This is a genomic window from Agrobacterium larrymoorei (assembly GCF_013322225.1).
Classification (GTDB): Bacteria; Pseudomonadota; Alphaproteobacteria; order Rhizobiales; family Rhizobiaceae; genus Agrobacterium; species Agrobacterium larrymoorei_A.
In genome coordinates, this window is the sequence record NZ_JAAMFB010000027.1 from 124,434 (window position 1) to 137,490 (window position 13,057).

The 13,057-nt window shown below is 57.6% G+C and carries 12 protein-coding genes; 9 read left to right on the forward strand and 3 right to left on the reverse strand.

What is annotated here, in order from left to right:
• Positions 1-68 precede the first annotated feature (68 nt).
• From G6L28_RS17055 to G6L28_RS17085, 7 genes are all read left to right on the forward strand, one after another.
• Positions 69-1,937 (forward strand): GMC oxidoreductase, encoded by a 1,869-nt coding sequence (locus G6L28_RS17055; RefSeq protein ID WP_174065016.1) that lies wholly within the window; start codon positions 69-71, stop codon positions 1,935-1,937.
• An 86-nt stretch (positions 1,938-2,023) separates the two neighbouring features.
• Positions 2,024-3,142, forward strand: a complete 1,119-nt coding sequence (locus G6L28_RS17060) for a ferritin-like domain-containing protein (RefSeq protein WP_174065017.1) — start codon at positions 2,024-2,026, stop codon at positions 3,140-3,142.
• Complete coding sequence (locus G6L28_RS17065; protein ID WP_174065018.1) at positions 3,139-3,621, forward strand: hypothetical protein; 483 nt, start codon at positions 3,139-3,141, stop codon at positions 3,619-3,621. The genes G6L28_RS17060 and G6L28_RS17065 overlap by 4 nt, the downstream gene beginning before the upstream one ends.
• A 35-nt stretch (positions 3,622-3,656) precedes the next feature.
• Positions 3,657-4,595, forward strand: coding sequence for a myo-inosose-2 dehydratase (iolE, locus tag G6L28_RS17070; RefSeq protein ID WP_174065019.1), 939 nt, complete (start codon positions 3,657-3,659; stop codon positions 4,593-4,595).
• A gap of 2 nt (positions 4,596-4,597) precedes the next feature.
• Positions 4,598-5,587, forward strand: coding sequence for a sugar phosphate isomerase/epimerase family protein (locus G6L28_RS17075; RefSeq protein WP_234902616.1), 990 nt, complete (start codon positions 4,598-4,600; stop codon positions 5,585-5,587).
• Between the two features lie 69 nt (positions 5,588-5,656).
• The gene (locus G6L28_RS17080; protein ID WP_174065021.1) at positions 5,657-6,562 is read left to right on the forward strand and encodes a heme-binding protein; all 906 of its coding nucleotides are present in this window, start codon (positions 5,657-5,659) and stop codon (positions 6,560-6,562) included.
• Positions 6,563-6,734: 172 nt separating this feature from the next.
• Positions 6,735-7,454 (forward strand): outer membrane protein, encoded by a 720-nt coding sequence (locus tag G6L28_RS17085; RefSeq protein WP_174065022.1) that lies wholly within the window; start codon positions 6,735-6,737, stop codon positions 7,452-7,454.
• A gap of 73 nt (positions 7,455-7,527) precedes the next feature.
• Here G6L28_RS17085 and nagA read toward each other — a convergent pair whose 3' ends face one another.
• Genes nagA through G6L28_RS17100 form a run of 3 tightly spaced genes read right to left on the reverse strand, consistent with a single transcriptional unit; the run spans position 7,528 to position 10,504 of the window.
• Positions 7,528-8,688, reverse strand: a complete 1,161-nt coding sequence (gene nagA, locus G6L28_RS17090; RefSeq protein WP_425292686.1) for an N-acetylglucosamine-6-phosphate deacetylase — start codon at positions 8,686-8,688, stop codon at positions 7,528-7,530.
• Complete coding sequence (locus G6L28_RS17095; protein WP_174065024.1) at positions 8,685-9,707, reverse strand: SIS domain-containing protein; 1,023 nt, start codon at positions 9,705-9,707, stop codon at positions 8,685-8,687. Before G6L28_RS17095 ends, nagA begins: the two co-directional genes overlap by 4 nt.
• Before the next feature lie 32 nt (positions 9,708-9,739).
• Positions 9,740-10,504 carry a GntR family transcriptional regulator gene (locus G6L28_RS17100; protein WP_174065025.1) on the reverse strand — a complete coding sequence of 255 codons (765 nt, stop codon included), beginning with the start codon at positions 10,502-10,504 and terminating at the stop codon, positions 9,740-9,742.
• 337 nt (positions 10,505-10,841) lie between these two features.
• Here G6L28_RS17100 and G6L28_RS17105 point away from each other — a divergent pair, with 337 nt between their 5' ends.
• Positions 10,842-11,741, forward strand: coding sequence for an N-acetylmuramic acid 6-phosphate etherase (locus G6L28_RS17105; protein WP_174065026.1), 900 nt, complete (start codon positions 10,842-10,844; stop codon positions 11,739-11,741).
• Between the two features lie 55 nt (positions 11,742-11,796).
• Complete coding sequence (locus G6L28_RS17110) at positions 11,797-13,056, forward strand: ABC transporter substrate-binding protein (protein WP_174065027.1); 1,260 nt, start codon at positions 11,797-11,799, stop codon at positions 13,054-13,056.
• Position 13,057 lies beyond the last annotated feature (1 nt).

A 13,057-nucleotide genomic window follows, 5' to 3' on the forward strand; every position in this document is an offset into this window, starting at 1 on the left:
GACAGATTCAGATCGAATTTTTTCGAGGCCGGGCTTTTCTAGCTCGCCTGGACATAAGGGAGAATTGCATGCTTTTTCCAAAATCCTCCGTGCTGGAGATGACGCCTGAAAGGGCCGCATCGGAAGATTATGACATCGTGATCGTCGGCACCGGCATATCCGGCGCGATCATCGCAAAACAGGCGGCAGAGGCGGGAAAGCGTGTTCTCGTTCTGGAAGCGGGAAAGGGCTCCAACCGAACACTCGAAGGTTACGACGACCTGCTGACGACATTTTATTCCGCCGCTACCCGGGATAACCAGTCGCCTTTTCCCGTTAACGCCAATGCCGACATGCCGCGCAGCCCGCGACTGCGGAAGCTCCAGCCGGGGGAAACGGATGCCTCGACCTACATCGTTCAATCCGGCCCCTATGTCAGTGACACAACCTACACCCGGATATTCGGCGGCACCACGATGCACTGGGAGGCGAAGGTTCCCCGTATGCTGCGGAGCGATTTCACGTCGCGCACGACCTATGGGCAGGGGCTGGACTGGCCACTGACACTTGAGGAGCTGGAGCCCGATTACGTCCGTGCGGAAGAGGAAATCGGCGTCTCTGCCGATGTGGAGGCTCAGGAATATCTGGGGCAGACCTTCAGCAATGATTATGTCTTTCCCATGCGCGGCCTGCCGCTTTCCTATCTCGACCAGCAGGTCAACAATGGGATCGAAGGCACGATGGTCGAGCTTCAGGGCGAAACCTATCCCTTAAAGGTGCGCCCCTACCCCCAGGGGCGCAACGGCATACCAAATCCTGACTACGCAGGCGGAAAAGGGTTTCGCCCCGTCGGTGCCGTCGATACGCATCAGGTGGAGGAGGGAGAGCGCTGTCAGGGTAACACCAACTGCGTTCCTCTCTGTCCGGTGCAGGCGCGCTACCACTCGGGAAAAACACTTGCCAAGGCCTTTGCGGTGGAGGCGCAGAGTGGAGAGCGCCGGGTCGAACTGCTGTCGCAGGCGGTCGCTTCCCGTGTGATCCTCGATAAAGACAGCGGCCGGATCAGCGCCATCGAGGTCAAGGTTTACAAGGATGCGTCATCCGGCGTTCACGAGACGATAACCGTCAAGGGCAAGGTCTTCGTACTCGGCGCTGGCGCAATCGAGACCGCACGGCTGATGCTGGCGTCTGGCCTGCGCAGCACGAGCGGCCTTGTCGGACGCAACCTGATGGACCACGCCTATCTGCTCAACTGGGGTCTGATGCCACAGATTTGCGGCACCATGCGGGGTACCAGTTCGACGGGCGGCATCGTTGATCTGAGAGACGGCTCCTTCCGCCAGAAGCAGGCGGCTTTCGCCATCGATATTCACAATGACGGCTGGGGCTGGGCGACGGGTTCGCCGATGTCGGATCTCGTGGAACTCGTGGACGAGGGCAATCTCTTCGGGGCCGATTTGCGACGCGGCATGATCGATCGCGTCTCGCGCCAATTGCTTCTGGCCTTCATGATCGAGGTCATGCCGGTCGAAAGCAACCGTATCACGGTCGATCCGCAATATACCGATCCCCTCGGCAATATGAGACCCATCCTTTCCTTCACGGTGCCCGAATACACGATGCGCGGCGCAGCCTATGGACGTCAGTTCGCCAGAACGGTGTTTTCACGTCTGGGTGTGGAGGACCACACCAACTACGATCCGGGCGATTTCGGCTACACGACCTATGAGGGCGAGGGTTACGCGATCCGTGGTGGCAACCATCTCGCCGGTACGCACATCATGGGGACCGACAAGTTCAATTCGGTTGTCGACAAGAACCAGCGCAGTTGGGACCACGAGAACCTTTATCTGGTGGGCGGCGGCAGCATGCCCACCATCGGCACCGCCAATGTGACCCTGACGCTTGCGGCCATGTGTTTCCGCAGCGGCCGCGACATCCTGAAACAACTGAACTGAAACAACCCGGGGCTGTCGCGCGACGATAGCCTTGCCGCGCACTCGAATTTCCTGAGTGACGATTTCTTGAGTGACAAGGAGCCAACATGTCATCCCACGCAATTACGACGCTCGATGCGTTGAAGGAATTTCTCTACAAGGCCATGCAGCTCGAGCATGCGACGATTCCGCCTTATCTGACGGCGCTCTATTCCATCAAACCCGGTTTCAACCAGGCCGCGACGCAGGTCTTGCGGGTCATTGCCGTGGAAGAGATGCTGCATTTGACGCTTGCTGCAAATCTACTGAACGCCATCGGGGGAACACCCGATCTCACCAGAGCGGATTTCGTGCCGGATTATCCGGCCTATCTGCCAGATGGCGAGGAGGATTTCCAGGTGGGCATCGGCGCGTTCAGCCGCGAAACGCTTGAGACCTTCCTCAAGATCGAGCGACCGGCGATACGGTCCGAGAACGCCAAAATGAAAGACGGTCTGATCCTGCGAAACTATGCGGCGGATCAAACGGTGCTGGCCAGCCATCCCACCCACCCGGACCTGCACTATTACAGCATCGGAGAATTCTACGAGGCCATCGCGCAGGGCATACGGGACCTCGAAGAGGAGGCACGGAAAAACGGCGGCACCATTTTCGTTGGAGACCCCGCCCGTCAGATCACCTCGGAATACTACTACTCCGGTGGCGGCGAGCTTCATGCGGTGCACGATCTGGATAGCGCCATCGATGCGATCAACCTTGTCATCGAGCAGGGCGAAGGCGAGGGCGGGGGCATCTATGATGGTGGAAGCGACGAGCTCGCCCATTATTACCGCTTCGAGGAGCTGGCGAAAGGCCGATATTACCAGAGGGGCGACGAGCCGGGAAAACCGACCGGGCCGCAATTGACGGTGGAATGGGATGCCGCATACCCCATCAAACCCGATGTCAAACTTGCCGACATTCCCGAGCATTCGGAGCTTCATGCAGCCGCTGCCGCGTTCAACACGCGGTATGGTGAGTTTTTGGCGCTGTTGACGCAGGCCTATAACGGCAAGCCCGAGCTTCTGCTTAAAGCCGTTCCGATCATGTTCGAGTTTCGCAACTTAATGTTCGATCTCATCAGAAACCCGCTGCCTGGCCATCCCGGTCTGCACGGTGGACCGACCTTCGAAGTTGCCACGTCTGATCATGAGACGGCGCGACAGGTGGCGGAGGTGGTCGCATGAGCAACCGTTCCGATGCGTTTTTAAGCCTGTCCAGCGCCCTTACGGCATTCTCGGAATTTCACCTGCTGGGGACCGGGCTGGTAAATCGCTATCTTCAGACGCTCGATGATGTCGTCGGCGTCGATATTTCCGACCGATTGCTGGACGCATACACAGCCATACCGGAAGGCGACGAGACGCGACGTCTTCACGCCCTGCGCGTGACGATTATGGGTGACGAGTTGCTCGGCGATGTCGCGCGGGCGCTCACCAAGCTCTGGTATTCCGGCACCTGGTTCGAATTGCCGAGCAGTTGGACCGAGCGTTTCGGCCCCATGCCGAACGACACCACCTTCGTGGTCTCTCCCGATGCCTATGTCGAAGGCCTTCTGTGGAAGGCAATCGGTGCGCACCCCGCAGGCGCAAAGGCTCCCGGTTACGGTTCGTGGGCCTATCCCCCGCAAATCCCGGCGTTTCCGGGCTTTACGCAGACCAACTGACCCTTTTCACAAAGCACAGGCATTGGAAATCAGCCATGGTAAACCCTTTGAAAAATCTGTCTCCCGATAAGGTCTGGTTGGGTGTGATCCCCACATTGTGGTGGAACGACGACTTTATCAATATCGATATCGGCATCCCCTACGAGCAGGCCTTGAGCGAGATGGCGCTGGCCGGATATGTCGGCTGCGGCGTGGGGCACAAATATCCGACCGATTCCAAGGTGCTGCGTCCGGCGCTCGAACTCAGAGGCCTCAGGATTTCCGAACCTTGGGTCAGCACCTATTTCACCATCAAGGCCATGAAAGACCACACCCTGGCCAACGTGGATACGCAGCTCGATTTTCTCCAGGAAATGGAGAAGGATAGTTCGGACCCGCGCAGGGCCGATCTCGTTGTTTCCGAATTTGGTGGCGCGGTGAACCCGCTACCTGTCGCTCTGTTTCCCAATTGCCCGGAATTTACCGACGACCAGTGGACACGCCTGATCGAGGGTTTGCACGAAGCGGGCCGGAAAGCAAAAGCCCGTAACCGGCGCCTGTGCTACCATCCGCATTTGGGAACCGGGGTGATGAAAACGGAAGCGATCCATCGGCTGATGGACAACACCGACCCCGATCTCGTTCACATGCTCCTAGATACGGCGCATCAGGCTGCCGCCGGTGTAGATGTTCTGGCGCTTGCCAGAAAATATGCACATCGCATCAAGCATGTTCATCTGAAAGATATCCGCTCCAAGGTCGTGGACGACATTCACGCCAAGGGTCTTTCCTTTCAGCAGGGTATCGAAGCAGGCATCTTCACGGTGCCGGGCAATGGCGACATAAAGGTTTTTCCGCAGGTTTTGGAAGCGCTGGCCGAAGTCGGCTTCGCGGGCTGGATATGCGTGGAGGCGGAACAGGACCCGGCAAAAGCAAATCCGCTTGAATACGCCAAGATGGGCCGGGAATATCTGCGCCAGTTGCTGGGATGGTGACAATGGCGAACGATATATTTTTCAGCCTGTTCATGTTCACCGCCAATGTGCAGCCAGGGGATGTGGCCTATGGCGAGCGACTTTTCCAACACATGCGAAAGATCGCCGAGCTGGGCTACAACGGCTTCGATATTCCGGTTGCCGCACAGGAAACGGCTGACCATGCCGCGGAAATCGAGCTTTACAGGGGCTTCAGGAGCAGGCTTGAACAGGCCGGGCTTGCACATCTCGGCTTTACCACCAATGTCGGCGCGACGCGAAGCTTCGATCCCACATCACCCTATAAGGAGCAGCGGGAGAGCGCGCTGGCCTATCTGAAGTCCCGCGTGGAGATTACGGCGATATTAGGCGGGAAAACCGTCATGGCTGGTCCGATCGTGTTCCCCTATGGCGTGTTTCCTGTGCTTGACGATGGAACGCCGCTTTGGTCCGACGCTTTGCAGGATTGGCTCAAGGCCAGATATGAGGCCGCAGAACCCGTCATTTCCGAACTGGCCACATATGCGGACAAGAAAGATGTCAAGCTCGCCATCGAACCCGTCGACCATTGGGAAACACCTGCTCCCAACATGGTCTCCGACGTTCTGGATTTCCTCGTCGGGATCAAGAACCCTACCGCCGGACTGACCGTCGATAGCGCGCATGTCGTGCTGGGAAGCAACGGGCCGCTGGTTTTCAAACGGAATATCACCGATCTGCTTGTCGAGAAGCGGTTGCATTACGTCCATGTATCCGCGCCGGACCGCGGGGAATTGAAGGATAGCTGGATACCATGGGAGACGTTTCTGCCGCCGATCCAGAAGCAATATACCGGCCCCTATCTCATCGAAGTCTTCAACGCAGTGCCGCCCTTTCTCCAGGGGCTTCGCATCACCCGCAGAAAATTCTGGATACCGGGAGAAGACACGCCGGTTCCAGGCGCTCCCAGCGCATATGACGTGGCCATAGACGGTTTGAGCGCGCTCCGACAGGCCTTGGGTGACGTCACATGACGATCTTTCAAAACTGAACATTGGCTATTTCCCGCCGCCTGCACGGCTGAACCTTAAAGGATGACCATTATGGATGTGACAGTAACGCCGACACCGTTGCGTGCAGTTGCCCCTCAATCGATCACGGGAGACCGGCTTGGGGCGCTGGAGGATTTGCCTGGCTTTTGGGAAGGAACAGGCTTCAGCCTGATCGCGCGACCGGACCGAAAGAGCCTGACCGGTTTCTTTCTCCAGCTCGACCTGTTGCGGGAGACCATCGAATTTACCAGCATTGGTTCGCCCGTGTTCAACAGGGGCAGCGTTCAGGACGACATTTCGATTTACGGCGTGACCTATCTTCACCGTGTGACCGACGCGGTTTCGGGTGGGGCGCTGCATATCGAGCCGGGCATGTGGCTTAACATTCCCGCCACGACGGACCCCAAGGCGGACGCCAGCATAGCGCGGCTTGCGACCATTCCCCACGGCGATGCGTTTTCCACCATCGGTTTCGTCCAGTATGCGGTTTACGACCGGATTCCGGAGATTCCGCCGGCTAATACCGTTCCCTTCAAGATAGGCGAGCAGCCACCCCCGTCGGGAACTGCCAACCCTTACGAACAATATCGGCTGGATATTCCTTCCCAGTTCAGAAGCTGCCCGCTGGTAAGCGACATAAGTCAGGCCATCGTAACGGACCCCAACCAGATGTTGCGGGATACCCTCAACCGTCAGGTTTTGACGGAACAAAAGACGCTGAAATCCATCACGCGTCTGATTACGTCTACCCAAAATCTCGGTGGCATCGAAAACATTCCCTTTATCAAGGCCAATGCAAACGCAGCGACGTTAGACTCGGTGTTTGCCATAGAGACGGTTATCGACGCCAGTGGTCGGGAGTTCCTGCAACTGCAATACTCACAAACCAGCCTTCTGAACTTCGGCGGCATGAGCTTTCCCCATGTCACGGTAGGGACGCTGGTCAAATCGTTTTGAGCGGGCTTCAGGCTGTCCGTCGAATATCAGCTTATGATTAGTTGCTGAATTGCAACGTCATGCCTGTTTGCTTGTCGAACAAGTCTGGTGAAGCATGCCGATGATGGACACGACGCGCGAATAAGGTCACGGTGATGCGTCGGCGGGGGCTGACCTTTGAAAGGCTTTTTCTATGAACCGCACCATCAAGCTGGCAAGCGCTCTTGCCTTGTTCGCTTCCTCTGCCATGGCGGCTGATCTTACGGTTCAGAACGAACCTGTAGCTGTTGCCGATCCGGGTGGTTTTTATCTCGGTACCCTGAGCAGCCTTAATTTTCTGGACGACACGGGCTTTTCAGACGGCACGTCCGATTTTTCCAGCGATTACGATGTTGGTTTCTACAGCGCGCTTCGTGCAGGTTACAGCTTCGGCTCCTACGGCTTTGTTTCCCCGCGTCTTGAACTCGAAGTCGGCTACGGAAGTGCCGATGTCGATGAGCACACGGTCAACGGCGTTAACGCAGGTGGCGGTTCGTTCGGCTCGGCACGCAGCATTCAGGGCTACGTCAACGCCTATCTCGATGTTCCGACAGGTACGGCCTTCACGCCTTACTTCGGCGGTGGCGTGGGCGCCATGAATCTCGAGTTGCGCCGTCAGGGCAGTTCCGCAACGGGCGTCGTTATGGATGATGACGACACCAAGTTCGCCTACCACCTCGACGCCGGTCTCGGCATCGAACTGAATACGATTTCGCTCTTCCGCGACAGCAGCCTGTTCAACAATACGACGTTCGATATCGGCTATCGTTATACCGCTGCCGACGACTTCCATTTTACAGCAAATGATGGAACGACATCCAGCACCGACTTCAGCAACCATGCCATCACGGCCGGTTTCCGTCGTCAGTTCTAAAAATAAGATTTCAGAACTCGATCGGGCCGCCTTGAGCGGCCCTTTTCTTTGGTTGCAAGCCAATCTTTCGACGTCAGGCCGTGAACACAGCTTCGCCGGAGATCCATGTGGATATGATGTCGTAACCCCCGGTCAGCATGACGAAATCGGCATCGTAGCCTTCCAGCAGACGTCCTTTGCGGTCTGACACGCGGGCGACCTGTGCAGGATACAGGGATGCCATGCGCACCGCCTCCTCGATGCCGAAGCCAAGTTGCCTGTGAACGAAGAGGACGGATGAGAGCATATCGATGTCGGCACCTGCCAGCGTTCCATCCGCCAGCGTCAGACGGCCATCCTTGCGATAGATCTGCCTGCCGTTCAGCGTCAGTCCGTCGATATCGGTCCCGATGGTCGACATTGCGTCCGTTACGATAAAGATTTTTCCGGGACCGCGTTTTGCGCGAAGCGCCGCCCCCATCGAGGCTGGATGGACGTGAAAGCCGTCCGCGATGATGCCGCTCGAGAGCGTACCGAGATCGAGAGCCGCGCCGACCAGGCCGGGCGAGCGGTTTTCCAGTGGGCTCATGGCGTTGAAGAGATGCGTAACAGTGCTTGCGCCAGCCTCGGCATAGCTCTTTGCCGTTTCATAAGAGGCGTTGGTGTGACCGAGGCTGACGATAAAACCTGCATCCGCAAGCCTGGCGACCTGATCGACCGTCACGTTCTCCGGAGCGATAGTGATCATTAGTGCGTCGAAGCTGCGCCCGATGGTGAGAAGCTCTTCCAGATCGCTGTCTTCCATGGGCCGGATAAGCTCTGGGTGATGGGTGCCCTTGCGCGCGACCGAGAGATGTGGACCTTCCAGATGCAGGCCCAGAAACCCCGGTACGCCTGCTTGCTTCGCCTCCAGTCCGGCTGTGATGGCTCTGGTCGTGATCTCACGTTTATCGGTGATCAGGGTCGGCAACAGCGCAGTCGTGCCGAATTTGGCGTGAGCGGCGCAAATGCCCTGAATGGCGGCCACGGACTGGTCATCGTTCAGCATGACGCCGCCGCCGCCATTGACCTGGAGATCAATGAAGCCGGGAACGATGATTGCGCCTTTCGCATCGACGCACGTCATGTCAGGGTGCGATTCTTCAGGGGAGGCGAACCCTGCGATTTTTCCTGCTTCAAGGATCAGCGTCCGGTTCTCGGTCCACTCAACTCCATCGAAAATACGCGCATTGGTGATAGCAGTCGCCATGATCAGCGTGTCTCCGTAACCTTTTTCAGTGCAGCCGGCGCGTCGGGATTGAACCCGCGCGATCGCGACCATGCTTCCACGAAGCCGTAGAACGGAACGATCGAGGCGAGAGCGTCGGTGAACGGATGGCCGGTCTTGACGACAGGCAGTGGGCGGGCCTTCAATGCGCCTTCGGCCGTTATGAAGGCGAGGGCGCCTCTCTGCGCAAGATCGTCAGCAGTCGAAATTACTGACGAGAGAGCTTCATCCTCCACGGCGAACGCAATGACCGGAAAACGGCGTTCGACCAGTGCGACCGGCCCATGCAGCACTTCGGCGCTGGAATAGGCCTCGGCGTGAAGTTCAGACGTCTCCTTGAACTTCAAGGCTGCTTCATTTGCGATGGCAAGAGCAGGACCTCTGCCCAAAACATAAAGCGATTCCGCCTCGGCCAGTTCCGCTGCCAGTTCATTCCACTCCAGCTCTACCGCTCCACGAAGCTTTTCTGGAAGCTCCCGAACTGCGTCCTGAAGGCTGCTATCCTGCGTCCATTCGCCAAGGATCGCGAGCCCGGCGAGAATGGAGTTGAAGAAGGACTTCGTAGCTGCAACTGCAAGCTCCGGTCCGGCATTGATATCGATTGCGTGTTCGGACGCTTCTGCAAGCGGCGACGGGTGGGTATTCGTGAGAGAAATCGTCAGCGCTCCCGATCCGGCCGCAGATCTTGCCAGCGCAACGATATCGGGGCTTTTGCCGGATTGGGAAATGGAGATCGCCGCAGCGTTATCCAGCTTTAGCGATTTTCCATAAATCGAGGCAAGGGATGGGCCGACGGAGGCAACCGCGCGTCCCGCTTTCTGCTCAATCGCATATTTCAGAAACTGCGCCGCGTGATCGGACGATCCGCGTGCGATGGTGACGAGGAAGGCAGGGTCGCGTTCACGAAGCGCCGCTCCGGCTGCCTTTAGGGTAGTGTGCGATTGGCCCAGAAGACGGGCCGCCGCTTCTGGTATTTCGCTGATTTCCTGTCGCATATGCGTTGGCATGGCAATCTTTCGTGTTGTTTGTCTTGAAGTCGTCAGGCGTCCGTAAGCGTCATCTCGGCGACGAAATCGTAAGCGTCACCCCTGTAGAGAGAGCGGGTCAACTCCACCACGCGTCCGGATTCGAGATAGGAAATGCGTTCGATTGCCAGACCGGCCGAACCTTCTGGAACGGCGAGCAGGCTCGCTTCCTCCCGCGTGACGTTGCGCGATGAAATGCGCTGCACGGCGCGAACAGGCGTGTGGCCGTTACGGCGAAGCTCGGCGTAAAGCGATGTTGCGACCAGCTTCGGATCGGGCAGGATATCGGATGCCAGACTGGCGTTCTCGATGGCGAGCGGGAGTTCATTGGCGATGCGAAGGCGCTCGAGGCGGGCGACCATCATCCCGGTCTTCAGCCCTAGCATCATCATTTCGTCCGGCGATGCATGAAAAAGTCCGCGCCGCAGCCATTCGGACCGGGTGACATATCCGCGATGCGCCATGTCCTCCGTAAAGGAGGTCAGGCGCGACAAAGGTTGCTGCAAGCGCGAGACCGGCTTGATCACGAAGGTGCCCGATCCGTGCTTTCTGGCCAGCAGCCCGTCTTTCACCAGATCATCGACGGCCTTGCGCACCGTCACGCGGCTGATATTGGCGAATTCGGCAAGGTCGCGTTCGGGAGGGAGAGCCTGCCCGTGATTGAGCCTGCCGGAGAGGATTGCCTGCTCCAGCGACTTGCGCAATTTGATATAGAGAGGCCCGGTGGACGTTTTCTGCCACTCTTCGGACGACAGGAATTCCGATATCGCCTCTGTCATGCTGCACCCGATGCATGGGACCGCAGGCGCAGAGCACAGGCAGCATCAGTGAACGCCTGCCTGCCTGCGGCACACGCAGTCGCGCGCAGATCTCCCGCGCCGCTGACTTCTCCTGCCTCATTTCGCCACATGATTGGTCTCCTCAATGCACCATACCAAAAAGCTACCAATTATCCAGTGGGAGGCATCATTTTTTAACAGAGGTAAATAAAATGCTTTATATACAATGTTTTGTGAGAGGAATTTCGGATTTTCGCAGCAAAAATAAACGAAATCCTAAAAGGGTGCTAGACAATTGGTATTTTTTTGGCATTAGATTGCGCGAGGAGTTTTCGAGATGAATGTGAGCGCAACGGAAGAACTGAATGGCGAGGCTGCGGGGCTGGATGTTATGGCTCCGCTCGACATTCTGTCTCTTCTGAGCTCAGGCCAGCAGCGCGCTGCTGCGGTGGTCGAAAAGGCGCATCGCGCAATTGCGCAGGCGTCGGCACTGGCGGCCAAATCGATCGAGTCCGGCGGGAAACTCATTTATGCGGGGGCTGGCAGCTCAGGCCTGATGGCCATGGCCGATGCGCTGGAGTTGCCGGGCACCTATGGCCTTCTGCCCGAGCAGGTCGTGATTCTGTTTGCGGGCGGAATGCGTGATCTGTCCGGGATGCCCGGTGGCCCCGAAGATGACGTGGACCGTGCAAAGGCCGATGCCGAGGCTGTCATAAAGCCAGGCGACTGTGTGATCGTGCTGTCGGCAAGTGGATCGACACCCTATGCTCTTGCGGTATCGGAGGTTGCTCAGAGCAAAAAGGCACATGTGATCGCCATTGCCAACAATGCGGGTGCCACGCTTTTTACCGACGCGGATGTTGCCATCTTGCTCCAGACCCCGCCGGAATTCGTTTCGGGTTCCACGCGCATGGGGGCGGCAACGGCCCAGAAAATCGCTCTCAACATGTTTTCGACATTGATGGCGATCCAGCTCGGTCATGTCCATGACGGCTACATGGTCAACTTCCAGGCAGACAACAAGAAGCTTGTGGAGCGAGCAGCCCGCACCGTTGCGGACATAACGGGCGTAGAAAAGGATGAGGCTGGGCGTTTGGTGGAAAAGGCGTCTGGCTCCGTCAAGGTCGCGATCCTGCTCGGGGCAGGGGCGCGGGATAAGAAATCAGCCGAGGATTTGCTTCAGAAAAGCGGCCAGAACGTTCGGCGCGCACTGGAGCTCATCGGCAGATCGGAATGAAAAACCATAGTTGCTGGACGCCGCAATGGCGTCACATCAAGAGGGAGAACAGATAATGACCCGTAATATCACTAGGGCTTTGCTGCTCGGCGTAAGCCTGTTCGGCACTGCCAATCTCGCCGCCGCGCAAGACGTGACGCTGACCATCGAAAGCTGGCGCAACGACGATCTCGCCATCTGGAAGGACAAGTTCATTCCGGCATTCGAAGCGAAAAACCCCGGCATCAAGGTGGTTTTCCAGCCCATGGCGCCGACGGAATATAATGCCGCGCTCAATGCCAAGCTGGAATCCGGCTCTGCGGGCGACCTCATAACCTGCCGCCCTTTCGATGCTTCGCTCGAACTTTTCAAGAAGGGTTATCTCAAGGATCTGACGAAGAACGCCGGCATGGAGAACTTCTCCGACGTGGCGAAGGCGGCATGGTCGACCGATGACGGGAGCCAGACCTTCTGCGTGCCGATGGCATCTGTCATTCACGGCTTCATCTATAACAAGGATGCATTCGAACAGTTGAAGATCGAGGTGCCGAAGACGGAAGCCGAATTCTTCGCCGCTCTCGACAAGATCAAAGCGGACGGCACTTACGTCCCGATGGCGATGGGCACGAAGGATCTCTGGGAAGCTGCGACCATGGGCTATCAGAACATCGGTCCGAACTACTGGAAGGGTGAGGAAGGCCGTCTGGCGCTGATCAAGGGCGAGCAGAAACTGACCGATGCCGACTGGGTCAAGCCCTATGAAGTCCTTGCCAAGTGGAAGGATTATCTTGGCGATGGTTTCGAGGCGCAGACCTACCCTGACAGCCAGAACATGTTCACACTCGGCCGGGCTGCGATCTATCCGGCAGGCTCTTGGGAAATCTCCGGCTTCAACACGCAAGCCCAGTTCAAGATGGGTGCATTCCCGCCACCAGTCGCAAAGGAAGGTGATGCTTGCTACATTTCCGACCATACTGACATTGGTATCGGTCTCAACGCGAAGTCGGCGCATGCCGCAGAAGCCACGAAATTTCTTGAATGGGTCGCTTCGCCGGAATTTGCAGACCTCTATGCAAACGCGCTTCCGGGCTTTTTCAGCCTGAACAATACTGCCGTCAAGATGGCCGATCCTTTGGCGCAAGAATTCGTGTCCTGGCGTGAAAAGTGCAAGCCGACCATCCGCTCGACCTACCAGATCCTGTCACGCGGAACACCCAACCTCGAAAACGAGACCTGGGTTGAATCCGCCAACGTGATCAACGGCACCGATACGCCGGCCGTCGCTGCCGAGAAGCTGCAAAAGGGCCTCGACAGCTGGTACAAACCGGCAAAGTAAG

What these genes read in the sequence shown, in the direction of transcription:
- G6L28_RS17100 (WP_174065025.1), bottom strand. Translation starts at nt 10,504, where the DNA reads ATGACAGAGGCGATATCGGAATTCCTGTCGTCCGAAGAGTGGCAGAAA.
- G6L28_RS17065 (WP_174065018.1), top strand. Translation starts at nt 3,139, where the DNA reads ATGAGCAACCGTTCCGATGCGTTTTTAAGCCTGTCCAGCGCCCTTACG.
- G6L28_RS17060 (WP_174065017.1), top strand. Translation starts at nt 2,024, where the DNA reads ATGTCATCCCACGCAATTACGACGCTCGATGCGTTGAAGGAATTTCTC.
- G6L28_RS17085 (WP_174065022.1), top strand. Translation starts at nt 6,735, where the DNA reads ATGAACCGCACCATCAAGCTGGCAAGCGCTCTTGCCTTGTTCGCTTCC.
- iolE (WP_174065019.1), top strand. Translation starts at nt 3,657, where the DNA reads ATGGTAAACCCTTTGAAAAATCTGTCTCCCGATAAGGTCTGGTTGGGT.
- G6L28_RS17075 (WP_234902616.1), top strand. Translation starts at nt 4,598, where the DNA reads ATGGCGAACGATATATTTTTCAGCCTGTTCATGTTCACCGCCAATGTG.
- G6L28_RS17095 (WP_174065024.1), bottom strand. Translation starts at nt 9,707, where the DNA reads ATGCCAACGCATATGCGACAGGAAATCAGCGAAATACCAGAAGCGGCG.
- G6L28_RS17110 (WP_174065027.1), top strand. Translation starts at nt 11,797, where the DNA reads ATGACCCGTAATATCACTAGGGCTTTGCTGCTCGGCGTAAGCCTGTTC.
- G6L28_RS17080 (WP_174065021.1), top strand. Translation starts at nt 5,657, where the DNA reads ATGGATGTGACAGTAACGCCGACACCGTTGCGTGCAGTTGCCCCTCAA.
- G6L28_RS17105 (WP_174065026.1), top strand. Translation starts at nt 10,842, where the DNA reads ATGAATGTGAGCGCAACGGAAGAACTGAATGGCGAGGCTGCGGGGCTG.
- G6L28_RS17055 (WP_174065016.1), top strand. Translation starts at nt 69, where the DNA reads ATGCTTTTTCCAAAATCCTCCGTGCTGGAGATGACGCCTGAAAGGGCC.